This is a genomic window from Bibersteinia trehalosi USDA-ARS-USMARC-188 (assembly GCF_000521725.1).
Lineage (GTDB): Bacteria > Pseudomonadota > Gammaproteobacteria > Enterobacterales > Pasteurellaceae > Bibersteinia > Bibersteinia trehalosi.
Genome location: NZ_CP006954.1, coordinates 1980768 through 2005876, shown reverse-complemented (window position 1 = coordinate 2005876; position 25109 = coordinate 1980768). Strand labels below are relative to the sequence as shown.

Genomic DNA, 25109 nt, shown 5'->3' with positions numbered 1-25109 from the left:
ATTAAGCCTTAGGACGTTTAACGCCGTATTTAGAACGACCTTGTTTACGATCTTTCACGCCAGCGCAGTCTAATGCACCGCGTACAGTGTGGTAGCGCACACCTGGTAAGTCTTTAACACGACCACCACGGATTAATACAACACTGTGCTCCTGAAGGTTGTGACCTTCACCACCGATATAAGAAGTTACTTCAAAACCGTTAGTTAAACGGATACGACAAACTTTACGTAATGCAGAGTTTGGTTTTTTAGGAGTTGTAGTGTACACACGAGTACACACGCCACGTTTCTGCGGGCAAGCCTCTAATGCAGGAACGTTGCTTTTTACAACCTTTTTCACACGCGGTTTGCGTACTAATTGGTTGATAGTTGCCATTAAAAAGCTCCAGTTAAAATAAAAAAACAATAAAAAAGCCTTTCAGTAAAGAAAGGACGGAGAATTCTAGCTTGAGATATAATCAATGTCAAGCACTAGCCTAGCCTTCGTCGTGGAATAAATAATGCTCCTTGTGATAGCTATTTGTTTCGTTGGCATAGGCATATCTTCTTAATTATTTATACACTGGAAATCAGATACCATAAGGAAAAAAAGGAGCAAGAAGTTTTTTAACAATCAGAAAGGATAAAAGATATTTACATAATTCCTTTAATTAAAGTCTTTACTTCCCCAAAAGCCTGCGGTAGAATGCGACACCTTTTTTAGTTCTATGCCGCCACCTAATTGTGCGGTTAATTTAAATATTTTTTCTGAGGTGATGGCTTATGCCAGTAATTAAAGTTCGTGAAAATGAATCATTTGACGTTGCATTACGTCGTTTCAAACGCTCTTGCGAAAAAGCAGGTCTTTTAGCAGAAGTTCGTGCTCGTGAATTCTACGAAAAACCGACTACAATTCGTAAACGTGAGAAAGCATCTTTAGCTAAACGTCACGCTAAACGTAATGCTCGCGAGAACGCACGCAACACCCGTTTATACTAATTTATTAGTTAATAACGATTTAGTTAAAACCGTGAAACCTTTGGGGATCACGGTTTTGACATTTCTAGCATATCGATTTCAAGCGGTTTATTTAGGGAAATAATTTGCAAAATTTTTCACAAAATTAACCGCTTATTCTTAGGCTACAGGAGGATCAATGAAAGGCACTATTCCACGTTCATTTATTGATGATCTTGTGGCACGTACTGATATTGTTGAGCTAATTAACAGCCGAGTTAAACTCAAAAAGGCAGGACGAAATTATCAAGCCTGTTGCCCCTTCCACCATGAAAAAACACCTTCGTTTAGTGTTAGCCCTACTAAGCAGTTTTACCATTGCTTCGGCTGTGGAGCGCATGGTAATGCGATTACATTTTTAATGGAATATGAGCGGCTTGAATTTCCGGAAGCGGTAGAGGAACTTGCCGCATTACATAATCTTGAAGTGCCACGCGAGAATCTCAATGCTCGGGATGCTAAAGCGCAGGTAAGTTTTAAAACTAAGCGCGATTTGTATGAATTGATGGAGCAGATCTCTGCTTTTTATCGAGCGGTCTTAGCGCAAGATGAAAACGGCTTGTCATACCTTATTCAACGTGGCTTATCAGCAGAAATCATTGAAAAATTTGAAATAGGCTTTGCGCCGAATTCAATGGATACCGTATTACGCTATTTTGGTCGTAATCAAGATGAAGTGCAAAAATTACTTGATACTGGCATGTTATCAAAAAACGATAATGGGCGAGTGTATGATCGCTTTCGTCATCGGATAATGTTCCCCATTCGGGATAGGCGAGGAAGAGTGATTGCTTTTGGTGGTCGAGTATTGGGTGATGAGCGTCCAAAATATCTGAATTCTCCTGAGTCTGCAACTTACCATAAAGGCAGTGAATTATATGGGTTGTGGCAAGTGCTACAAATCAATGAAACCCCAACGAGTTTGCTAGTTGTTGAAGGTTATATGGATGTTGTTGCGTTGGCTCAATTTGGTATTGATAATGCTGTGGCATCACTCGGTACCGCAACAACAGGTGAGCAGATTCAAGCAATGTTTCGGGTCACAGAACAGATTATATGCTGTTATGATGGTGATCGCGCTGGGAGAGAAGCTGCATGGCGCGCTTTGGAAAATGCTTTACCTTATTTATACGATGGCAGACAGCTTAAATTTATCTTTTTACCAGACGGGGAAGATCCCGATACCTTTGTGCGTTCGCAGGGTAAAGATGGCTTTGAAAGTTATTTACAGACAGCACAATCACTTAGCGATTTCTTGTTTGACTCATTGATTACTCAGGTTGATTTAAGTTCGAAAGAAGGCAAGTCTAAGCTCGCGAGTCTTGCTGTTCCATTAATTAAACGCATCCCCGGTGAAATGTTACGGTTATATTTACGAGATATGCTGGGGCAGAAATTGGGAGTGATCGACGCGTCACAGCTTGAAACAATACTTCCAGCTCAGCAGCCAGCTAAAATGCGATTGAAACAAGTTGCATTACCAAAGATTGAGCGTACACCAATGCGTTTGTTAATTGCTTTGCTGTTGCAAAATCCTCAATTAGTAGAATTTGTTCCGCGAGATATGACATTTCTTGCGGAGACAAATGAAAAAGGGATGGCACTGTTCTTGTCGCTAGCAAGCATTTGCCGTCAGCACCAAGGAATTACAATGGGAGGGCTGCTAGAACATTTGCGCGACAGTCAGGATTACCGTACCCTTGAATTATTGGCTAACTGGGATCATTTAGTCAGCCCTGAATATATCGAACAGACTTTTACCGAAACGTTGGATTATTTTTACAAAAAGTTAGTCAAACGGCGCATTGATATTTTGCAGGCTAAAGATCGCAGTTCAGGTTTAGAAGTGGAAGAAAAGCAGGAGCTGATTTTGTTATTATCAACAGACCGCTAACAAGCGGTAAATTTCCTGTAAAATTTTACAAATATCAATAAAAGCGGTGGTATAATCCCACCTTATTTTTGCTCGCACAGAACGGATAGAATTATGGAACAACAATCTCAATTTGAAGAACAAGAATCTCAGCTAGAACAGCTAATTGCCACAGGGCGAGAGCAGGGCTATCTGACTATCTCAGAAGTGCACGACCATTTACCAGAAGAGTTGGTCGATGCGGATCAAATCGAAGATATTATCCAAATGATCAACGATATGGGGATCAAAGTATTAGAAACAGCTCCTGATGCAGATGAATTAATGCTTAACGGTAATATCGCAGATGAAGATGTTGTAGAAGAAGCAACTAAAGTGCTTTCTACGGTGGAATCAGAGCTAGGCAGAACTACAGATCCTGTTCGTATGTATATGCGTGAAATGGGTACTGTTGAACTCCTTACCCGTGAAGGCGAAATTGATATTGCAAAACGCATTGAAGAAGGGATCAATGAGGTTCAATGTGCGGTTGCAGAATATCCAGAAGCATTAACCGAGCTGATTGCACGCTATGCACAAGTTGAAGAAGGTACAATGCGTCTTTCAGATCTTGTGACGGCATTTGTTGATCCAAATGCAGAAGAAGCCGCGCCAATTGATGATATTGAAGCAGATTTAGCGGATGAAGAAGCTGAAGCGGCTGATGTAGAGGATGAAAATGAAGACGAAGATGGCGACAGCTCCGCGGATTCTTCGGATGATAACTCTATCGATCCTGAGCTTGCCCGAGAGAAATTTAATGCATTAAAAGAACAACACGAAAAAGCATTAGCGGCTATTCAAAAACATGGCCGTCATAAAAAGCAAGCAAGAGACCAGATTCAAGCACTATCCGATATTTTCCGTGAGTTCCGTCTAGTACCAAAACAGTTCGATCTCTTAGTTGAAACAATGCAGAATATGATGAAGCAAGTGCGGGCACAGGAACGTCAGATTATGCGTTATGCAGTGGAATATGCGAATATGAAGAAAGCGGATTTCTTGAAAGCATTCCAAGGCAATGAAACTTCAGATGCATGGATCGAAAAAGCGATTAATGCGAAAAAAGGTGGTGTACCAAAACTTGCAGATTATGCGGATAACATTCGCAATAATATTGTTAATTTACAGAAGTTAGAAGAAAACACGGGATTAACAATCGCACAAATTCGTGAAATTGGTGGACGAATTGCTAGTGGTGAATTAAAAGCGCGTAAAGCAAAAACCGAAATGGTAGAAGCAAACTTGCGTTTAGTTATCTCTATTGCGAAAAAATACACTAATCGCGGCTTACAGTTCTTAGATTTAATCCAAGAAGGTAACATTGGTTTAATGAAAGCGGTGGATAAATTCGAATATCGCCGTGGTTATAAATTCTCCACTTATGCTACGTGGTGGATTCGCCAAGCGATCACACGTTCGATTGCTGATCAAGCACGTACGATCCGTATTCCTGTACATATGATCGAAACGATTAATAAACTTAATCGTATTTCACGTCAATGCTTACAAGAGATGGGACGTGAGGCAACACCAGAAGAATTAGCAGAAAAAATGGGTATGCCAGAAGATAAAATTCGTAAAGTGCTGAAAATTGCTAAAGAACCGATTTCTATGGAAACGCCTGTTGGTGATGATGACGATTCACATTTAGGTGATTTTATTGAAGATAGCACACTTGAGTTGCCTCTGGATTCTGCAACAGCAGAAAGTTTACGTATTGCGACGAATGAAGTCCTAGAAGGGCTGACTCCACGAGAGGCAAAAGTCTTGCGTATGCGTTTTGGTATTGATATGAATACAGACCATACATTAGAAGAGGTCGGTAAACAGTTTGATGTGACCCGTGAGCGTATCCGTCAAATTGAGGCGAAAGCCTTACGTAAGCTGCGTCATCCAAGCCGTTCAGAAACATTACGTAGTTTCTTAGATGATTAATAACTATCCCCTGTACTGCAACACGGTATAGGGGATTTTTCTACAACAAGCGGTTATATTTTTAGAATTTTTTGCAAAGGATCTGTTATGAAAAAATCATGCCTCGCATTATTAATAAGCACTGTTATTCTAATAACAGGCTGTGAAGATAAGATCAACACGCAAAAGCTGTTGGATGCGGAAAAAACTATTATGCAGTTGGAAAGTCAGCTGAGGGCTTCTCAAGCAGAAATAGAACAGGCAAAAAAACGGTTTCCTGCATTAAATGTTGAAATTGAGGCTCTGTTTAACAAATCGGAACATGTTGAATTAACCCAAGCTCAAAAGGAAGATTATTCGCTTGAATCAAGCGAAGTACGAGTTTTTGCATCTATTCCCAAAACTAAAGTGCAGTGGCTTGATCAGCTATTATTGACTCAATTTTTGCAATTTATCTTGCACATTGAGGCAGGAAACGAAGGCCTGCTAAATTCTCAGCAAGTTTTGTCGAAACAAGATGAAATTAGCCCAGAAACGGCAGTTCAGCACCTACAACAAGTTTATGATACGTTAATCGAAAATATAAAAGAATTTCCCGTTATTGGCATGCATAGTTCCCTTGAAAGCCAATATTTAGGACAGCGTAACCATCTTGTTTCATTTTCTATGCGGGTAGATGAGTATATGGGGGGAGCGCATGGTATGTATATGACACACTATGTCAATATTGATATTAATAAAAGAAAAGTTCTCACTTTAAATGAGCTTATTAATACAAAGCAGAGAGAAAAGCTCAAAGCATTACTATGGCAGACTTATCGTGAACAGCGTGTTGATGAAAATGGACAATATAATGGTTTTACTACGCCAGAAGAGTTTCGTGTTTCAGAGAATTTCTATTTTATCCCGAATGGTATTGTGTTTGTGTATCCTCCTTATGAATTAGGTTCATTTGCAGAAGGCGAAATAGAGCTAGAACTTAATTGGTTTATGGCAAATGAAATGCTAAATCTCGATTATCAGCGTACACCAAAAGATGGGTTTAATCAGAATTCAACTGCCATGTAATTTTGTCATATTTACATAAAAACGAACCGCTTGTTGTGACTGTTGTAACATAACAAGCGGTTCGTTTCTATTAGAAATTTGCTGAAAAATTATAATCTTGCACTAAGCATTGCTTCTAATTTCTCTTGGTCAATAGCAAATTTGCGGATACCTTCTGCAAGTTTTTCTACCGCCATAGGATCTTGGTTATGTTCCCAGTAGAACTCTGCTTCGCTCATTGGCGTTGGGCGCGCTTTAATTTCTCCATTGTAAGCTAGTTTACGTGGTAATTCAGCATTGGCTTCTTGCAACTCTTTTAATAATGCAGGAGCAATAGTGAGACGGTCACAGCCGGCTAATTCAGTAATTTCGCCAACATTACGGAAGCTTGCGCCCATCACAACAGTATTATAACCGTGTTGTTTATAATAGTTATAAATAGATGTAACAGAAATCACCCCAGGATCTTCCGCCGGCATATACTCTTTTTTATCTGAATTAGCTTTATACCAGTCTAAAATGCGACCAACAAATGGTGAAATGAGATAAACACCTGCTTCAGCACAAGCCCGCGCTTGTGCTTGGGAGAATAACAGGGTTAAATTACAGTTGATCCCTTCTTTTTCTAGTTGCTCAGCAGCCTTAATTCCTTGCCAAGTAGAGGCAATTTTGATCAGAATGCGATCATTTGCAATACCTGCATCATTATAAAGTTTGATCAGCTTACGTGCTTTTGCAATAGTTTGTTCTGTATTATAAGAGTAACGAGCATCCACTTCAGTTGAAATGCGTCCTTTTACTACTTTCAAGATCTCCAAACCAATATTAACCGCAAGTTTATCTTCCGCATCAATTAGCTGTTGTGCTTTATCATCACTTTGTGCTTTAGCATAAGCAATGGCTTCATCAATTAAGGGAGCATATTGTGGCAAAGCAGAAGCGCTGAGAATTAAAGATGGATTAGTTGTAGCATCCTCTGGTTGATAGGCTTTGATTGCATCAATATCACCAGTATCTGCAACCACAACAGTCATTTCGCGTAATGCGTCTAATTGGCTCATAGTTTTTCCTTTTTTGAGATTATAGAAGAATAAAAAGAGTAATATGATAGCAGTAGTTCTTAAATTCAGTATGTTGTTTTTTGTGATATAGATCACGTTTTGTAGAATTTTTATAAAAATTAACCGCTTATAGTCGTTAATTTCAGCGCGACGAAGAAAAGTTCGCCAAGCGGTCATTTTTTTTAGATTTTTTGCAAAAAAGCGCTTGCAAAGGATTTTGAAATCTCTATAATGCACGCCATCGCAACGACGCACTGTTGCAAAGATAAATTTTCCAGTGCGTCGTTCTTTTTTGTTCTTTAACAATATATCAGACAATCTGTGTGGGCACTTGTTGATTGATTAGTTAAAAATATTTTTTAATTTTGAAGTCTTAATAGGTGCTTAAACTAGAAATTCATTACTTCTATTTAATAGAAATAAAGCGATTTATAGCTAGCAGTTATTGAGCGATTAAACTTTTTGAATTGAAGAGTTTGATCATGGCTCAGATTGAACGCTGGCGGCAGGCTTAACACATGCAAGTCGAACGGTAGCAGGAAGAAGCTTGCTTCTTTGCTGACGAGTGGCGGACGGGTGAGTAATGCTTGGGAATCTGGCTTATGGAGGGGGATAACTACTGGAAACGGTAGCTAATACCGCGTAATATCGAGAGATTAAAGGGTGGGACTTTCGGGCCACCTGCCATAAGATGAGCCCAAGTGGGATTAGGTAGTTGGTGGGGTAAAGGCCTACCAAGCCTGCGATCTCTAGCTGGTCTGAGAGGATGGCCAGCCACACTGGAACTGAGACACGGTCCAGACTCCTACGGGAGGCAGCAGTGGGGAATATTGCACAATGGGGGGAACCCTGATGCAGCCATGCCGCGTGAATGAAGAAGGCCTTCGGGTTGTAAAGTTCTTTCGGTGATGAGGAAGGTGTTTTGTTTAATAGACAAAGCAATTGACGTTAGTCACAGAAGAAGCACCGGCTAACTCCGTGCCAGCAGCCGCGGTAATACGGAGGGTGCGAGCGTTAATCGGAATAACTGGGCGTAAAGGGCACGCAGGCGGATAGTTAAGTGAGATGTGAAAGCCCCGGGCTTAACCTGGGAATTGCATTTCAGACTGGCTATCTAGAGTATTTTAGGGAGGGGTAGAATTCCACGTGTAGCGGTGAAATGCGTAGAGATGTGGAGGAATACCGAAGGCGAAGGCAGCCCCTTGGGAATATACTGACGCTCATGTGCGAAAGCGTGGGGAGCAAACAGGATTAGATACCCTGGTAGTCCACGCTGTAAACGATGTTGATTTGGGGATTGGGCTTTAAGCTTGGTGCCCGTAGCTAACGTGATAAATCAACCGCCTGGGGAGTACGGCCGCAAGGTTAAAACTCAAATGAATTGACGGGGGCCCGCACAAGCGGTGGAGCATGTGGTTTAATTCGATGCAACGCGAAGAACCTTACCTACTCTTGACATCCATGGAATCTTGTAGAGATATGAGAGTGCCTTCGGGAACCATGAGACAGGTGCTGCATGGCTGTCGTCAGCTCGTGTTGTGAAATGTTGGGTTAAGTCCCGCAACGAGCGCAACCCTTATCCTTTGTTGCCAGCGATTTGGTCGGGAACTCAAAGGAGACTGCCAGTGATAAACTGGAGGAAGGTGGGGATGACGTCAAGTCATCATGGCCCTTACGAGTAGGGCTACACACGTGCTACAATGGTGCATACAGAGGGTAGCGAGCCAGCGATGGTGAGCCAATCTCAGAAAGTGCATCTAAGTCCGGATTGGAGTCTGCAACTCGACTCCATGAAGTCGGAATCGCTAGTAATCGCAAATCAGAATGTTGCGGTGAATACGTTCCCGGGCCTTGTACACACCGCCCGTCACACCATGGGAGTGGGTTGTACCAGAAGTAGATAGCTTAACCGCAAGGGGGGCGTTTACCACGGTATGATTCATGACTGGGGTGAAGTCGTAACAAGGTAACCGTAGGGGAACCTGCGGTTGGATCACCTCCTTACCAAGATAACTAAAACGACTGCAAGTGTTCACACAGATTGTTTGATATGAATGAGTAAAGGTTGAGCGGGTGAGTGAGACAAGCGGTATAGGGCTTGAAAAATCTTGCAAAAACGCTAGAATATACGACCTTTGATATGGCAAAGTGGAAAGCATCTTTAAATGTTGTCCCCATCGTCTAGAGGCCTAGGACATCGCCCTTTCACGGCGGTAACCGGGGTTCGAATCCCCGTGGGGACGCCATTTAAAGATGATTTTTATTGTCTTACTGTTCTTTAAAAAATTGGAAACAAGCTGAAAACTGAGAGATTTTCTGTAGGGGCGTATTGCATACGCCCTCAAGTGAAAGTCTGAGTAGTTCAAAATCTTGATTGAACAAAAGCAATCAAGTGTAGTTGTTAATGTTATTTAATCTTAAACCGTTTAAGATTCTTAAAATGTTTGAGGTTGTATAGTTAAGTGACTAAGCGCACAAGGTGGATGCCTTGGCAATCAGAGGCGAAGAAGGACGTGCTAATCTGCGAAAAGCTTGGATGAGTTGATAAGAAGCGTTTAATCCAAGATATCCGAATGGGGAAACCCAGTAGGTGAAGAACCTACTATCATTATCTGAATACATAGGATAATGAGGCAAACCGGGAGAACTGAAACATCTAAGTACCCCGAGGAAAAGAAATCAACCGAGATTTCGTTAGTAGCGGCGAGCGAACGCGAAAGAGCCAGTTAGTGATAGCTTGAATGTTAGGAGAATGAGTTGGGAAGCTCAGCGGCACAGGGTGATAGCCCCGTATCTAAAAACATTCTGGTGGTACTAGGCTAACGACAAGTAGGGCGGGACACGTGATATCCTGTTTGAAGATGGGGGGACCATCCTCCAAGGCTAAATACTCCTGATTGACCGATAGTGAACCAGTACTGTGAAGGAAAGGCGAAAAGAACCCCGGCGAGGGGAGTGAAATAGAACCTGAAACCTTGTGCGTACAAGCAGTGGGAGCCCTTCGGGGTGACTGCGTACCTTTTGTATAATGGGTCAGCGACTTATATTTTGTAGCAAGGTTAACTGAATAAGGGAGCCGTAGGGAAACCGAGTCTTAACTGGGCGAATAGTTGCAAGGTATAGACCCGAAACCCGGTGATCTAGCCATGGGCAGGTTGAAGGTTGGGTAACACTAACTGGAGGACCGAACCGACTAATGTTGAAAAATTAGCGGATGACTTGTGGCTGGGGGTGAAAGGCCAATCAAACCGGGAGATAGCTGGTTCTCCCCGAAATCTATTTAGGTAGAGCCTTGAGCGGACACCTTCGGGGGTAGAGCACTGTTTCGGCTAGGGGTCCATCCCGGATTACCAACCCGATGCAAACTGCGAATACCGAAGAGTGATACTCAGGAGACACACGGTGGGTGCTAACGTCCATCGTGGAGAGGGAAACAACCCAGACCGCCAGCTAAGGTCCCAAAGTCTATATTAAGTGGGAAACGAAGTGGGAAGGCTTAGACAGCTAGGATGTTGGCTTAGAAGCAGCCACCATTTAAAGAAAGCGTAATAGCTCACTAGTCGAGTCGGCCTGCGCGGAAGATGTAACGGGGCTAAAATATAGCACCGAAGCTGCGGCATCAGACGAAAGTCTGTTGGGTAGGGGAGCGTCGTGTAAGCGGAAGAAGGTGAATCGAGAGGTTTGCTGGACGTATCACGAGTGCGAATGCTGACATAAGTAACGATAAAACGAGTGAAAAACTCGTTCGCCGGAAGACTAAGGGTTCCTGTCCAACGTTAATCGGGGCAGGGTGAGTCGGCCCCTAAGGCGAGGCTGAAAAGCGTAGTCGATGGGAAACGGGTTAATATTCCCGTACTTGTAATAACTGCGATGTGGGGACGGAGAAGGTTAGGTTAGCAGACTGTTGGATGTCTGTTTAAGCTGGTAGGTGGAAGACTTAGGCAAATCCGGGTCTTCTTAACACCGAGAAGTGATGACGAGTTTCTAAGGAGATGAAGTAACTGATACCACGCTTCCAGGAAAAGCCACTAAGCTTCAGGTTATTATAAACCGTACTATAAACCGACACAGGTGGTCAGGTAGAGAATACTCAGGCGCTTGAGAGAACTCGGGTGAAGGAACTAGGCAAAATAGCACCGTAACTTCGGGAGAAGGTGCGCCGGCGTAGATTGTAGTCCCTAGCGGATGAAGGTTGAACCGGTCGAAGATACCAGCTGGCTGCAACTGTTTATTAAAAACACAGCACTCTGCAAACACGAAAGTGGACGTATAGGGTGTGATGCCTGCCCGGTGCTGGAAGGTTAATTGATGGTGTTATCGAAAGAGAAGCTCCTGATCGAAGCCCCAGTAAACGGCGGCCGTAACTATAACGGTCCTAAGGTAGCGAAATTCCTTGTCGGGTAAGTTCCGACCTGCACGAATGGCATAATGATGGCCAGGCTGTCTCCACCCGAGACTCAGTGAAATTGAAATCGCCGTGAAGATGCGGTGTACCCGCGGCTAGACGGAAAGACCCCGTGAACCTTTACTATAGCTTGACACTGAACATTGAATTTTGATGTGTAGGATAGGTGGGAGACTATGAAGATGATACGCCAGTATTGTTGGAGTCGTCCTTGAAATACCACCCTTTAACGTTTGATGTTCTAACGAAGATTACGAAACGTGGTCTCGGACAGTGTCTGGTGGGTAGTTTGACTGGGGCGGTCTCCTCCCAAAGCGTAACGGAGGAGCACGAAGGTTTGCTAATCACGGTCGGACATCGTGAGGTTAGTGCAATGGTATAAGCAAGCTTAACTGCGAGACAGACAAGTCGAGCAGGTGCGAAAGCAGGTCATAGTGATCCGGTGGTTCTGAATGGAAGGGCCATCGCTCAACGGATAAAAGGTACTCCGGGGATAACAGGCTGATACCGCCCAAGAGTTCATATCGACGGCGGTGTTTGGCACCTCGATGTCGGCTCATCACATCCTGGGGCTGAAGTAGGTCCCAAGGGTATGGCTGTTCGCCATTTAAAGTGGTACGCGAGCTGGGTTTAGAACGTCGTGAGACAGTTCGGTCCCTATCTGCCGTGGGCGTTGGAGAATTGGTTGGGGCTGCTCCTAGTACGAGAGGACCGGAGTGGACGCACCACTGGTGTTCCGGTTGTGTCGCCAGACGCATTGCCGGGTAGCTAAGTGCGGAAGAGATAAGTGCTGAAAGCATCTAAGCACGAAACTTGCCAAGAGATGAGTTCTCCCTAGCTATAAGCTAGTAAGGGTTGTTGGAGACTACGACGTAGATAGGCTGGGTGTGTAAGTGTTGCGAGACATTGAGCTAACCAGTACTAATTGCCCGAGAGGCTTAACTATACAACCTCAAGCGTTTTAGATAAAACAAAAACATCGGAACGGTTGAGGAATTAACAGAGTGTGCGAAAAGAAAGCACAAGAACGAAGAATCAGAATTTAGCTTGTTTCAAATTTAACGAAGAAAGAACAAACAATATAACGGACAGAAATCATCGAAGATTTTCCTGATGTCCATAGTGCTGTGGTACCACCTGACCCCATACCGAACTCAGAAGTGAAACGCAGTAACGCCGATGGTAGTGTGGGGTTTCCCCATGTGAGAGTAGGGCAACATCAGGGTATTATTTTAATGCGGAGCGGTAGTTCAGCTGGTTAGAATACCTGCCTGTCACGCAGGGGGTCGCGGGTTCGAGTCCCGTCCGTTCCGCCACTTTATTTGATAAGCGAATAGAAAATTCGCTTATTTTATTTTAGAAATACGATAAAATTTAACAGGATTTTCCTGATGTCCATAGTGCTGTGGTACCACCTGACCCCATACCGAACTCAGAAGTGAAACGCAGTAACGCCGATGGTAGTGTGGGGTTTCCCCATGTGAGAGTAGGGCAACATCAGGGTTTAATTTAAAGGGAACCCCAAGTCGTAAGGCTTGGGGTTTTTGCTTATGTGTTATTTATAAAAATATTTATTTGTAGTTTAAGCTATTATGAATATGTTTATGAAATAGTAGCTTAATAAAATAATAGTGATAAGATAATTTTATAATGCGAATACATAGCTAGGAGATAATTTATGAAATGCAATAAGGTATTACAAATATGGTTTGCTATATTGTTTAATCTATTAACTGCTTCAGCTTTAGCAGAGGTATCTTTAAAAGAAATCTTGCTAATTGCTCTAGAAAGAGATCCTAGTTTAGATGAAGCAAGAGCAAATATTTTAATGGCGGAAAGCCAGACTAAAATTTCAGAGGCAGGGCATGAGCCTGTGATTTCTCTGGTAAATACAGGTGTGCTTGCTCAAAAGCATACAAATTCTAGCAATCGTCGCTCAGGACCTAGTGTTATGGGACGGATTAATCTTTATTCTTGGGGAGCAATTGAATCAGAAATTGAACGAGATAAATATAAAGAAGATTTTTTCCGCTATAAATTCTATGAGATTCGTGAACAGTTAGGGCAGCAGATTGGGAGTCTATATTTAGCAGCATTACGGGCAAAAGAAAATATTTCGATTTATAAAGAAAGTTTACAGCGTCATGAGAAGATGATTAAAGAGCTTAAAGTTATTGTTACCTACGATGAGGGGAGAATTTCTGAATTGAATGAAGCGCTTTCTCGTCGTAATCAGGTAGAATCTACTCTTTTGCAATATGAACGAACGATGTATAACGCATTGAGCCGCTTAAGCCGTTATACGCCTAAAAATTTAATGCCAGCTGATTTAGTTGATCCATTTTTGAATGTGTCAGCAGAACATTTTATTGCGAAATATCGTAATTCAAATATACAGTCTAACCCCACTTTTGTGGCACAAAAGAAAGAGTTTGAAGCAGCAAGGGCAGATGCCAATTCAGTAAAAGCGCGTCGCTTACCTGCAATTAATTTGGAAGGTTCCGCAAGTCGTCGTGAGAGAGAAGTTTATATTAATATGTCTTGGGATTTATATAACCCTGCGATCAAGTATCAAGAACGCAATAGCTATTATTCACAAAAAGCAGCGGAAGCAAGAATGCAAGAGATCGAACTGGAGGTTGCTCAACAAGCACATACAGCAGAAATTGATATGGTGCATAATCAACAATTAGCTAAAGTGGCACATAAACAGATTGCATTACAGAAAAATGTGGTTACAGATACGGAATTGCAGTTCCAAATTGCAATGAAATCACTTTTAAATGTATTAGATGCTTATCAAGAACTCACAACGGTTCAAGCAACAGAAATTGCTGCTCGTAATGATTTTCGAGATGCTGCACTATTATACCTTGTTTCACAAGCTAGAGTATCCGTTTGGTCGGGTATTGCCCCCCTTTCTTTAGATAAAGAGTAATAAATGAAGTCTATTATTGAACATATTGCGTTAGTCACGCAGATTTATGGTAATCCTATTGCGAAAGAAGCATTAACTGCTCAAATAGTGCGAGATACTAAGAATAAAGTGAATTTTCACTCAGTTATTGAAGTATTAAGAAGTTATGGTTTTGAAAATTCCATTTCTCAGCGCCCTTTGGAAGAAATACCTAGCTTATCTGTGCCGGTTGTTGCTATTTTGCAAAATGAAGAGGCGGTGGTAATTACAAAAATTGAAGGTAAGGGGTTAGAGCGACGTTACTATATTCGCCAATCTGGTGATGCAGAACAAGTCATTGAGCACAAAGTATTAGAACAGAGTTATCTAGGTTACTGCTGGTTTATTAAACCAAAGATGGTCTCAGACATTCGTTCGGAACTGCCTGAATATGATATGCCAAAGGCATGGTTTTGGAAGGTAATTTGGCGTTTCCGTGGCTACTATTATCAGGTAATTCTAGCAAGTTTCATTATTAATTTTTTAGCGTTAGTCAATTCATTATATGTAATGAATGTGTATGACAGAGTTATTCCTAATCAAACATATGAAACTCTTTGGGCATTAACTATTGGGGTAGTGATTGCTATTGGTTTCGAATTTGTTGCGCGTATGATTCGAGGACATTTAACTGATGTCGCGGGTAAAAAAGCAGATTTAATTATTAGTTCAGCACTCTTCCGCCGAGTGATGGCATTACGTTTAATTGATAAACCGGTCTCCTCAGGTTCTTATGCAAATAATTTGCGTGAATTTGAGTCAGTGCGTGAATTTATGACTAGCGCGAGCCTACTGGCTTTGGTTGATTTGCCTTTCCTATTGTTATTTGTTTTTGTGATTTATTTGATAGGTGGCGTGTTAGCGATTGTTCCGCTCATTGTGATTACAATTGTGATTATCGTCAGTTTTGCAGTACAGCCTAAATTGGCTGCGCGTTTGAATGATTCTATGAAAGAATCTTCTCAACGACAAGGCTTAATTGTTGAAGCGCTAGATGGGATTGAGACACTGAAAGCAAATAATGCGGTGAACTGGGTTCAACAACGTTGGGATGCATATACGGCAAAAGTTTCAGCTGCTCAAATTAAAGTCAAAGACTTAAGTAATTTTGTCACTAACTTTTCAACTAAAATGCAACAACTCAATACAGTCTGCCTTGTTATGGTAGGTGCATATTTAGTTCATGCAGAAGTGGAAGCTGAACGTATTACAATTGGTGCGATAATCGCTTCAGTTATTCTTTCAGGAAGAGCTTTAGCGCCCGTAGGGCAAATAGCTTCTCTTGCTATTCGATTCCAGCAAGCTAAATTAGCCTTAAAAGGTGTAGATAATATTGTCAAGCGACCAATTGAGCGAGACACTTCTCGTCAATACATTACCTTAAAGCAGGTTCAAGGCAAATTAACATTCCATAATGTTGCTTTTCAATATGAGCAGGCTATTCCTGATACATTGAATGGAATTAATCTCAATATTCAGGCAGGAGAAAAAGTTGGGATTCTCGGTAAAGTGGGGAGTGGTAAAAGTACTTTACTGAAACTTGCATCTGGTCTATATGAGCCAACTAAAGGCGGTGTAACTTTAGATGACGTGGATATTCGTCAGCTTGATCCAAATTATCTACGTAGTCAAATAGCCTTATTAACTCAATCAGAACGATTATTCCTAGGCACTTTACGTGAAAATTTAGATATGGCTCGTACTGATAATCTCACAGATGATCGTATTTTAGTGCAGGCTTTACAACGTTTTGGGTTATTACCGTTAGTACAGCGACATCCGAAAGGATTGGATATGCCATTAGGTGAAAATGGGTTAGGCTTATCTGGGGGACAAAAGCAGCTAGTTGCATTAGCACGTATGACGATAAAGGAACCAAAGATTGTTTTACTAGATGAGCCAACCAGTGATCTGGATCAGGGAACAGAAGATATGGTGCTACGTGCATTAGCTCAATGGCTGGCAAAGCGTACCTTAGTAGTAGTCACTCATCGCCCACAGGTATTGAAATTAGTTAATCGTATAATTGTCATGGATAACGGTAAGGTGGTTATGGATGGTCCGCGTGATGAAGTATTGGCTCGATTACAAAGTCAGCATAAGCAGCAGGTAACTTCAATGAAAGAACCAATGTTTGCTAAAGAAAAGCATAACACAACAGAGGAAAAATAATGCGTCAGAATCAAACACAGGAAAAAGTTAAACAAGCTGACTTATCCTTAATTAATGATTTAAATGCTGCTTTGCAAACAGAAAAACATCATAAATCTTTTGCGGTAATTATTTTATTTGCCATTTTTCTGATTGTTTTTGTCATTTGGGCTTACTTTAGCCCATTGGAAGAAGTTACTCGTGGGCAGGGGAGTGTTATTCCAAGCAGTCGAGAGCAGATCGTTCAAAGTTTGGATCCTGGTATCATTAGTGAAATGAAGGTGAAGGAAGGAGACATTGTAGAAAAGGATCAAATTTTACTGACTCTTGATGACACACGTAGCTCTGCTATTTTGCGTGAAAGTGAAGCAAAAGTACACAATCTTGAGGCTATCGTTAGTCGTTTACAAGCAGAAGCCTATGGGGTGGCATTGAAATTTCCTGCCGGGATAGCACAAGAGGTTAGAGAGCGTGAACTTGCTGCTTATCATGCTCGCCGTCGTGCGATGCAAGATGCAGTCAGTGGTCTCGCTAAAAGTAAAGCGCTGCTGGATCGTGAAATTGCAATTGTTGCTCCGATGGTAAAGCGTGGGGTGATGTCGGAAGTTGAACTATTGAGAATGCAGCGCCAATCTGCGGAGCTTGCAAATCAAATTACTGAACGAAAAAATCAATATGCGGCAAATGCCAGCAATGAATTGGTTCAGGCAGAATCTGAGCTTGCTCAGGCTCGTGAAAATATGGTTATGCGAGCTGATCCAGTAGAGCGATCACAAATTAAAGCACCACTACGTGGTGTGGTTAAAAATATTCGGATCAATACTGTTGGTGGTGTAGTGCAAGCAGGGCAAGATATCTTAGAAATTGTACCGCTTGATGACACTTTAATTGTACAAGCCTATATTAGCCCGAAAGATGTTGCTTTTATTCGTGTTGGACAAGAAGCATTGATTAAAGTTAGTGCTTATGACTATGCCATTTATGGGGGCTTAGAAGGTAAAGTAATTTTACTTAGCCCAGACACACTGCAAGATGATCGTCGTCCAAGTGAGTTGAAACTTAACCCAGATCAGGCATATTATCGAGTATTAGTTGAGACGTCTGGCAGTTATATTACAGACAAAGCTGGCAATCGTTTAGATATTTCACCAGGTATGACGGCAACGGTAGATATTAAAACAGGTGAGAAAACGATCTTTCAATACCTGATCAAACCGATTACACGTATGAAACAGGCATTACAAGAGCGCTAGGACGCTTAATTATGCAACATTAATTAGCGTAGAGCCTATACAAGCGGTGAAAAATTACCGAAATTCTGCAAAATTATGAGTACAGTTTAGGGAGATGAATTCATCTCCCTTTTTCTTTAATAGAGAAAAAAAATAAACCTTACCGTTTTAGTCTGGTATACTGCACAAATTAAACACAACTTAAGACTTGAAAGGAACTCAACTAATGTCTATCACTGTAAAAATATTGGATTCATCGAAAATTGTTGCAGAATATCAGCCTGTTGCAACAGAAACTATCGTTATACCTGCACAGCAGCATGTCAATTATCAACTCATTGATCATCTTAGTGGCTATGCACCACAAAATATTACCGCATTACGTAGTGGTTCTGACTTAACTATTATGTTAGAGGGCAGTGATAGTGTGCCTGCGATCATCATCGAAAATTATTATGAACAAGAGCAGGCGCAAACCAATTTATTAATTGGCATACATGAGAATGGGGCTATTTATGCTTATGTTCCTGAATCGGGTGTGGCAAGTGATGCGGTCTCTGTATTAGCTGAAGAAATGGTTGCACCACAGATTTTAGCTGGTGAGAAATTATCTACATTATTCTGGAGTACTTATCCAAATTGGTTATGGGGCTTATTACCTGTTGCCGGAGGGTTGACCGCTTTAGCTATTCATGGCGACTCCTCCTCTGCACAGCATGATGCGACATCGGAAGATCAGGCTGTAACGGATTATGATCAGCCGATTGAGCCAGAACAACCGTCTGAACCAGAACAGCCAACTGCGCCAGAACAACCAACTGCGCCAGAGCAACCAACTGCGCCAGAGCAACCAACTGAGCCAGAGCAACCAACTGCGCCAGAACAGCCGTCTGAGCCAGAACAGCCAACTGAGCCAGAGCAGCCAGTTGAGCCAGAGCAACCATCTGAGCCAGAGCAACCATCTGAGCCAGAACAGCCAACTGAGCCAGAGCAACCGTCTGAACCAGAACAGCCGTCTGAGCCAGAACAGCCAACTGAGCCAGAGCAACCAACTGTGCCAGAACAGCCGCCTGAACCAGAACAACCGTCTGAACCAGAGCAGCCAATTGAGCCAGAACAACCGTCTGAACCAGAACGGCCAACTGCGCCAGAACAGCCGTCTGAGCCAGAACAGCCAACTGAGCCAGAGCAGCCAGTTGAGCCAGAGCAACCGTCTGAGCCAGAGCAACCGTCTGAACCGGAACAACCGTCTGAGCCAGAACAGCCGTCTGAACCAGAGCAACCGTCTGAACCAGAGCAACCGTCTGAACCAGAGCAACCAACTGCGCCAGAACAGCCGCCTGAACCAGAACAACCGTCTGAACCAGAGCAGCCAATTGAGCCAGAACAACCGTCTGAGCCAGAACAGCCAGTTGAGCCAGAGCAACCGTCTGAGCCAGAACAGCCGCCTGAACCAGAACAACCGTCTGAACCAGAGCAGCCAATTGAGCCAGAACAACCGTCTGAGCCAGAACAGCCAGTTGAGCCAGAGCAACCGTCTGAACCGGAACAACCGTCTGAGCCAGAACAACCGTCTGAACCAGAGCAACCGTCTGAACCAGAGCAACCGTCTGAGCCAGAACAACCATCTGAGCCAGAACAACCGTCTGAGCCAGAACAGCCGTCTGAACCGGAACAACCGTCTGAACCAGAACAGCCGTCTGAGCCAGAACAGCCGTCTGAACCAGAACAGCCGTCTGAACCAGAACAGCCGTCTGAACCAGAACAACCATCTGAGCCAGAACAGCCGTCTGAACCAGAACAGCCAACTGAGCCAGAACAACCAACAGAACCACAGCTGACCATAAATGCCATTACAGAGGATAACCGCATCAATATGGTGGAAGCTCAAGGTAAATTGTTATTAAACGGTACAGTCATCGTAGATACAGGGAATGAGGTACGTGTTGAAGTTGAGCTAAATGGTCAAAATTATCTAGCGAATGTGAATGGCGAAGCTTGGGAACTAGAAATTGAGGCTACTACTTTAGCTTTACAGCAAGGCGAAAATAGCCTGAAGCTCAAAGCAACAGCAACAAGTGCCTCAGGTTTAGAAGCCTCGAGTGAATTGGTGCATATCTATGATGTGGATACACTTATTGTGGATCCGCTGATCCAGCTTGAGCCAATTACAGGGGATGACATTATTCAGTATGCAGAAAGTAAGCAAGCAACCACAACGATTAGAGGAAATGTGGTAAATGTGGAACACTCAGCAGCAAAAGCGGGTGATATTGTAGAGATTAAAGTTGGTAATACCGTCAATCACAATGTATTAAAAGAGGATGGTAATGGCGGGCTTACTTTCGAAGTAGAGGTAGGTACGATTGCCTTAATTAATCACGCAGCAGAAGGGATCAGCATTACACTTGCAACCTCCGATGATAGTGGAAATACATTAACTACTGCCGCATCACATAATTATAGAGTTGAGCAGCGAGATATTCGTATTGAGCTGACTTCAATTGCCGAAGATGACATTATCAATAGAGTAGAGAGCCAAGGTGAGATTGATATTGTCGGTTCTGTGGCTAATGGAGAGGAAGGCGATAGCATTGAGATTTATTGCTCTTGCCCTGAATGTGAAACAGGTTGGAAATTAATTCAAGAAGCCCGTTTAAGAGAGAGCGGCGATTTTAGTTTAACCGTAAATGGTGAGTTACTCTCACAAACAGGTGATAAAGCACCAACCATTAAGGCAGTATATAAAAATGACCCAAGTGTTGAAAATAGCCGTAACTATACAGTAGATACGGAACTAAGCGTGCCTCAAACTACGCTGACGATTGCTGGTGATAATAAAATTAATACGCTGACAGAGAGTGGAAATATCACGATTGCAGGGCAACTTAGTCAGATTGATAGTGATGTGACTGAGCTAGATGTTGTTGTGACGATCAACGGCAAGCAGTACTCTGCGACTATCAATGAAGAGAAGTCTGCGTGGACATTAATACAATCGGGCGCGGAGCTTGCTCAATTAGATGATAAATCAGTAAGTGTTAAAGTCACGGTTAAAGATCAAGCGGGCAATAGTGAAGAGAATTCTGCAAACCAAGTTTATACAGTCACTTCAAGTAAAGAAGCCCCTGTAATTATTTTTGATTCCGTTACCGGAGATGATTTTATTAGTCAGCCAGAAGTTGAAGCTGGATTAACTTTCTCTGGACGTGTTGAGAATGGTATTGCTGGGCAAACTATGCAAGTCGGCTACGTCTTTGCTCAAGTAAGACCATGGTCTTTTGTTTGGAAAGATGTTGTTATTCAAGATGATTTAACTTTCAAGGTCAGCTATACCGCGGAAGAATCAGCGATTATAGCTCATGCTGATAATAGATGGGGAACGAACTGGAACAACCAAAAATTCCCACTTTATCGTATTGGTGCAAAATACAGTGCAGATTATGGTGATGGTGTACCTGTTGTGGCAACGGGTTCTGCAATAATGCCAGATGGTAATGGTGGAACGAATAATGTGGTATATCGCCAATATTTTAACGCGGTATTTGAACCGTTGTTACAGTTAGAGTTAGATCCAATTGGCAATGAGGGCATCCTGAATGCAGAAATGGAACAATCAGGTGTTGTGAAGCTAACAGGCTATTTCCATAGTGGTTACAATGGACATAATAATGCGTTTGCTGACCGTGCCGAGTCTGCTAGTGTGAGCATTAATGGTGTCGTTTATGAGGGTAAAATTACAGGTAATCCTCTCTACCACAGTAATAGTAATGCCAAAATTGCAGTGGAATTTGAAGTACCATTTGTTGCATTGCAAACGGCTTTAACTGAGGGGAAAGGTGCAATTGTCCTTGATGCTATTGTGAAAGATGGCTATGGCAATGTGAAGGCGATTCAATCGGATACGGAGAATTATACGATTGATATTACAGCCCCTGAGCTTAGCGTTCATATTGAGCCTATTAGTTCGGATAGTATGATTAATCTTGCGGAATCTCGCCAAGATTTAACTATCTCTGGTTCATTAGCTTACGACAAAGCAGATGTAAAAGCGGGGAGCGTGGAAGTGATCCTTGAGTTTGATGGCAAGGAATATGTGGCGGAAGTTAATGAAGATACACAAACATGGTCATATACTTTCCCTGCTAAGCCAACCATCTTACTCGCTGCCAATGAAGGACAATTTGATATTGCAGTCAAAGCGAGCGCAAAAGATGTGGCGCATAACGTAGCAAATGCAGAAAGTAATGCGAACTTCACGGTCGATCTTACATTGCCAGCAGTGCAAATCACGCTAAATCCAATAGCAGAAAATGGTGTGCTTGATGTGGACAAAGCAGGTGAAAGTGTGATGGTAAGCGGTCAAGTTTCGGGTGAATTTTACCAAAATGACAAAGTAACACTTATTGTCAATGGGCAGACTTATCATACAGAAATTACCGACAGTACAGGTCAGTTCTCTGTTGCCGTTAAAACAAGCGATTTGACTGAAAATACAGTGCCAGCAATACTTGCAACAGTTGTCACTCAAGACCCTGCTGGAAATAGTGCAGATGCCCAAGCTACAATCAGCTATGACGTTGTAAAAGGTGATATTCAAATTGAGATTGTTTCTGTTGCAGGGATCGATAATTTCATTAATGTGACGGAAGCAAGAGCAGAAAAAACGGTTATCCAAGGAAAAATATCAGGTTCTGCGGCAAGCCCAAGTAGTGTTGTACTTATTAGCCTAAATGGCAAAGATGTAGTGGCAACGGTTAAAGATGATCTCACTTTCAGTGCTGAAATAACGACAAGTGAATTGGTAAATAATAAAGGCTACTTAGTCAAAGGTTCTGTGACAGGTTCAAATGCTGCACATGCAAGCACAGCTCAAAGCTATACTGTTAGTCCAGATGCGTTAGCGAAAGTTGATATTACTGAGATCAATAGTAATTTTGCAGCCTACTCAGAATTAGGTGGCATGATGACTATTACTGGTAAAGTAGAGCTCAGTGGTCTTTTCAAACGAGGAATGAATGCCTCTGCCGTAAGTAGCTTTAAAGTGCTTATTGGTGAGAATAGCTATACAGCCTCATTAGATTACAAAACACAAACTTTCGAGTTAAAAATGCCAGTAGCAGAAGTCGCGGCAATGGATGGTAGCGCGATCAGTTTTGATTTTGGTACAACTAGTAATGTTTTTACTCCGGCAAGTGATGATAGAGGTTACTGGTTCCGTCGACATAACAATACCAAAGTGACTTATGATAGCCTAACTTTAACGGGGGATTATGTTGTAGATAATGGCAATGGTTCATATAGCATTAAAGTGCCAAATGAACAAATGGCAACTATTAGCGGTAAGGTGTCAGGCTTAGTACCAAAAGCTGGTGATATTGTCGAAATTGAGCTGGGTGGCAAACTATATCAAGCGGAGGTACAAGCAAATAATACCTTCAATGTGAATGTACCAGCGGCTCTACTTGCTGAAAACAATGAAAAAGTAGTAACCGCAACTTTAATTACCACTGATTTGGCAAATAACACGATTCAAGTGAGTGATATTGAGGCTTACCTTACACCAGAAAATGTGAGCAGCGACTATGTTCAGCTACTGCATGCAGATATACCGACGGATAAGCGTAAATACAACCATTTAGAACAAGAAAACCCAGAGGAATTTAATTATCCTTATTTTATGGATATGTTCCGTGGTGCGAGTTATGGTTACAACCATTACAGCAAAGTGCCATTTGGTGGCGGTGAAAATGCGGTGATTAAATACCACTTTGTTTCTGCGGATGAAGGTAATGGGCAATATGCAAGCAAAATGAGAGATGGTGCGATTGCAGGAACATATTTGGATCTTGATGATGAGCATAAAGAATTATTGCATCAAATTTTTGCTAAATTCGATGAGTATGTGAACGTAAAATTTGAGTACAGCAATGATTTCATTTTGGATAGCACCGGCATTAATATTTCGAAAGGTAAACACCCGAATACAGCAGCTTCTGCATTTGCTACTCAAGGTGTGGATCTCATCTTTAATGCTCATGGTGGCGGTGGCGTATATTGGGGAAATACCGGTTGGTCTGCTTATATTTCTATCCACGAATTAACTCATAACTTTGGTTATAACCACACCTCCTTGTATTTCACGGATGAAAAACGAGATACAACCTTTGGTGGGATGGGAGCTGGCTCTATTGAAGATACCACGCTATTGAGCTATATGTCTTACAACTATGGGGATAAAACAGCATTTGCTGTTACTGGTTATGATCTTGCTGCAATGCATTATCGCTATGGTGTGAATCCAAATACTCGTGCTGGTGATGATGTTTATTCATTCCAACGTTTTGCGGATGCAGAAGATTTTGGCGGCATTTATATTTGGGATGGTAATGGCGTTGATACCTTTGATGCATCAATGGAAAACGACAAAGTTTATATCAACCTCAAGCCTGGCTCATGGATTTATCGGGGCACACAAGAGAAAATGCTCACGATTAAATCAGCCACTAAATATAATGCAGTAGAATGGTTCGCTGATGAACTTGATCCAAACGCTAAAGTTTTAGAAAGCGATACGCGCACGGTAAAAGAATTTGTGGAAGGTCAAGCCTTTATTGGATACGGTACACAAATTGAAAATGCCATTGGTTCTGACTATGACGATATCCTTATCGGTAATGAAGCAGACAATAATTTATTGGGCGGTAAGGGCAACGATGTATTGAAAGGTGGTAAAGGGAATGACTACCTAGATGGCGGTGCGGGTAACGATGAAATGCATGGTGGCGAAGGCAATGATATCTATGTGGTTGATAGTGCAGGTGATAAAGTCATTGAACTTGTAAATGAAGGGACTGATACTGTAATCAGCTTTATTGACTACACACTTGGCGATCATGTTGAAAATCTCACCCTCATGGGCACAACTGCAACAATCGCTACGGGTAATGAGCTAGATAATACTTTGGTTGCTAATAATATTGGCAATAATTTAAACGGTGGCGCAGGTAATGACCGTTTAATTGGTGGTTTAGGCGCTGATACCTTAACCGGAGGTGATGGCAATGATACTTTCGTATTCAATACCGCGCTAAATGGCAATGTTGATACTATTGTTGATTTTAGTGAGGGCGATAAAATCGAACTTTCTAAAGCCGTATTTAGTGCAATTGATAGTGTCGAAAATGTCATGAATTACATTAAATACGATAAATCAAATGGCGAATTAAGTTACCAAGAAAGTAGCAATGTAGATGCAGTTCATTTTGCTACGGTACAAAGCCTATATGCTTTGGATCAGAATCATTTCACTTTAGTGTAATGAGCTAAGAATAAATCCCCATCATCCTAAAGATGATGGGGATTTTTTATACGAATGAGATTTTGCAAAAAATTTGTTAAAAGCGAGCGCTTGCTATCAATGCTAACGCAT

At 42.1% G+C, this 25109-nt stretch carries 10 protein-coding genes, 2 tRNA genes and 4 rRNA genes; 14 read left to right on the top strand and 2 right to left on the bottom strand.

All coding sequences use genetic code 11. The features are described 5' to 3' along the window. Position 1 precedes the first annotated feature (1 nt). A complete protein-coding gene (rpsL, locus tag F542_RS09055) occupies positions 2 to 376 on the bottom strand; it encodes a 30S ribosomal protein S12 (RefSeq protein ID WP_005543325.1) in 375 nt (124 codons plus the stop codon). Positions 377 to 762: 386 nt separating this feature from the next. Between rpsL and rpsU the strand changes: the two genes are divergently transcribed. The 4 genes from rpsU (at position 763) to F542_RS09035 (ending at position 5893) form a co-directional block, all read left to right on the top strand. Beyond that, a complete protein-coding gene (rpsU, locus tag F542_RS09050) occupies positions 763 to 978 on the top strand; it encodes a 30S ribosomal protein S21 (protein WP_005598703.1) in 216 nt (71 codons plus the stop codon). A gap of 157 nt (positions 979 to 1135) precedes the next feature. Then, positions 1136 to 2890: a DNA primase gene (gene dnaG / locus F542_RS09045; RefSeq protein ID WP_015431792.1), complete on the top strand. Its 1755-nt coding sequence runs from the start codon at positions 1136 to 1138 to the stop codon at positions 2888 to 2890. Between the two features lie 93 nt (positions 2891 to 2983). Then, positions 2984 to 4846: an RNA polymerase sigma factor RpoD gene (rpoD, locus tag F542_RS09040; protein WP_015431793.1), complete on the top strand. Its 1863-nt coding sequence runs from the start codon at positions 2984 to 2986 to the stop codon at positions 4844 to 4846. A gap of 87 nt (positions 4847 to 4933) precedes the next feature. After that, positions 4934 to 5893 carry an RsiV family protein gene (locus F542_RS09035; RefSeq protein ID WP_025267367.1) on the top strand — a complete coding sequence of 320 codons (960 nt, stop codon included), beginning with the start codon at positions 4934 to 4936 and terminating at the stop codon, positions 5891 to 5893. An 89-nt stretch (positions 5894 to 5982) separates the two neighbouring features. Here F542_RS09035 and tal read toward each other — a convergent pair whose 3' ends face one another. Then, entirely contained in the window at positions 5983 to 6933 is a 951-nt protein-coding gene (tal, locus tag F542_RS09030) for a transaldolase (RefSeq protein WP_025267366.1), read from the bottom strand. Positions 6934 to 7397: 464 nt separating this feature from the next. Between tal and F542_RS09025 the strand changes: the two genes are divergently transcribed. From F542_RS09025 to F542_RS08980, 10 genes are all read left to right on the top strand, one after another. Then, positions 7398 to 8937, top strand: a 16S ribosomal RNA gene (locus F542_RS09025). Between the two features lie 166 nt (positions 8938 to 9103). After that, a tRNA-Glu gene (locus F542_RS09020) sits at positions 9104 to 9179 on the top strand. A 210-nt stretch (positions 9180 to 9389) separates the two neighbouring features. Beyond that, positions 9390 to 12284: ribosomal RNA gene (locus F542_RS09015) — 23S ribosomal RNA — on the top strand. A gap of 163 nt (positions 12285 to 12447) precedes the next feature. Further along, positions 12448 to 12563: ribosomal RNA gene (gene rrf / locus F542_RS09010) — 5S ribosomal RNA — on the top strand. Between the two features lie 14 nt (positions 12564 to 12577). Further along, positions 12578 to 12654 (top strand) — tRNA-Asp (locus F542_RS09005). 71 nt (positions 12655 to 12725) lie between these two features. Next, positions 12726 to 12841 (top strand): 5S ribosomal RNA (gene rrf / locus F542_RS09000). The 16S, 23S and 5S rRNA genes sit together here with 2 tRNA genes alongside, the layout of an rRNA operon. 175 nt (positions 12842 to 13016) lie before the next feature. Beyond that, positions 13017 to 14276: a TolC family protein gene (locus tag F542_RS08995; RefSeq protein ID WP_025267365.1), complete on the top strand. Its 1260-nt coding sequence runs from the start codon at positions 13017 to 13019 to the stop codon at positions 14274 to 14276. 3 nt (positions 14277 to 14279) lie between these two features. Then, positions 14280 to 16466 (top strand): type I secretion system permease/ATPase, encoded by a 2187-nt coding sequence (locus tag F542_RS08990; RefSeq protein WP_015431798.1) that lies wholly within the window; start codon positions 14280 to 14282, stop codon positions 16464 to 16466. Next, positions 16466 to 17698, top strand: coding sequence for an HlyD family type I secretion periplasmic adaptor subunit (locus tag F542_RS08985; RefSeq protein ID WP_015431799.1), 1233 nt, complete (start codon positions 16466 to 16468; stop codon positions 17696 to 17698). Before F542_RS08990 ends, F542_RS08985 begins: the two co-directional genes overlap by 1 nt. A 205-nt stretch (positions 17699 to 17903) precedes the next feature. Further along, positions 17904 to 24998, top strand: coding sequence for an Ig-like domain-containing protein (locus F542_RS08980; protein ID WP_025267364.1), 7095 nt, complete (start codon positions 17904 to 17906; stop codon positions 24996 to 24998). The last annotated feature ends 111 nt before the right edge of the window (positions 24999 to 25109 follow it).

What these genes read in the sequence shown, in the direction of transcription:
- rpsL (WP_005543325.1), bottom strand. Translation starts at nt 376, where the DNA reads ATGGCAACTATCAACCAATTAGTACGCAAACCGCGTGTGAAAAAGGTT.
- rpsU (WP_005598703.1), top strand. Translation starts at nt 763, where the DNA reads ATGCCAGTAATTAAAGTTCGTGAAAATGAATCATTTGACGTTGCATTA.
- dnaG (WP_015431792.1), top strand. Translation starts at nt 1,136, where the DNA reads ATGAAAGGCACTATTCCACGTTCATTTATTGATGATCTTGTGGCACGT.
- rpoD (WP_015431793.1), top strand. Translation starts at nt 2,984, where the DNA reads ATGGAACAACAATCTCAATTTGAAGAACAAGAATCTCAGCTAGAACAG.
- F542_RS09035 (WP_025267367.1), top strand. Translation starts at nt 4,934, where the DNA reads ATGAAAAAATCATGCCTCGCATTATTAATAAGCACTGTTATTCTAATA.
- tal (WP_025267366.1), bottom strand. Translation starts at nt 6,933, where the DNA reads ATGAGCCAATTAGACGCATTACGCGAAATGACTGTTGTGGTTGCAGAT.
- F542_RS08995 (WP_025267365.1), top strand. Translation starts at nt 13,017, where the DNA reads ATGAAATGCAATAAGGTATTACAAATATGGTTTGCTATATTGTTTAAT.
- F542_RS08990 (WP_015431798.1), top strand. Translation starts at nt 14,280, where the DNA reads ATGAAGTCTATTATTGAACATATTGCGTTAGTCACGCAGATTTATGGT.
- F542_RS08985 (WP_015431799.1), top strand. Translation starts at nt 16,466, where the DNA reads ATGCGTCAGAATCAAACACAGGAAAAAGTTAAACAAGCTGACTTATCC.
- F542_RS08980 (WP_025267364.1), top strand. Translation starts at nt 17,904, where the DNA reads ATGTCTATCACTGTAAAAATATTGGATTCATCGAAAATTGTTGCAGAA.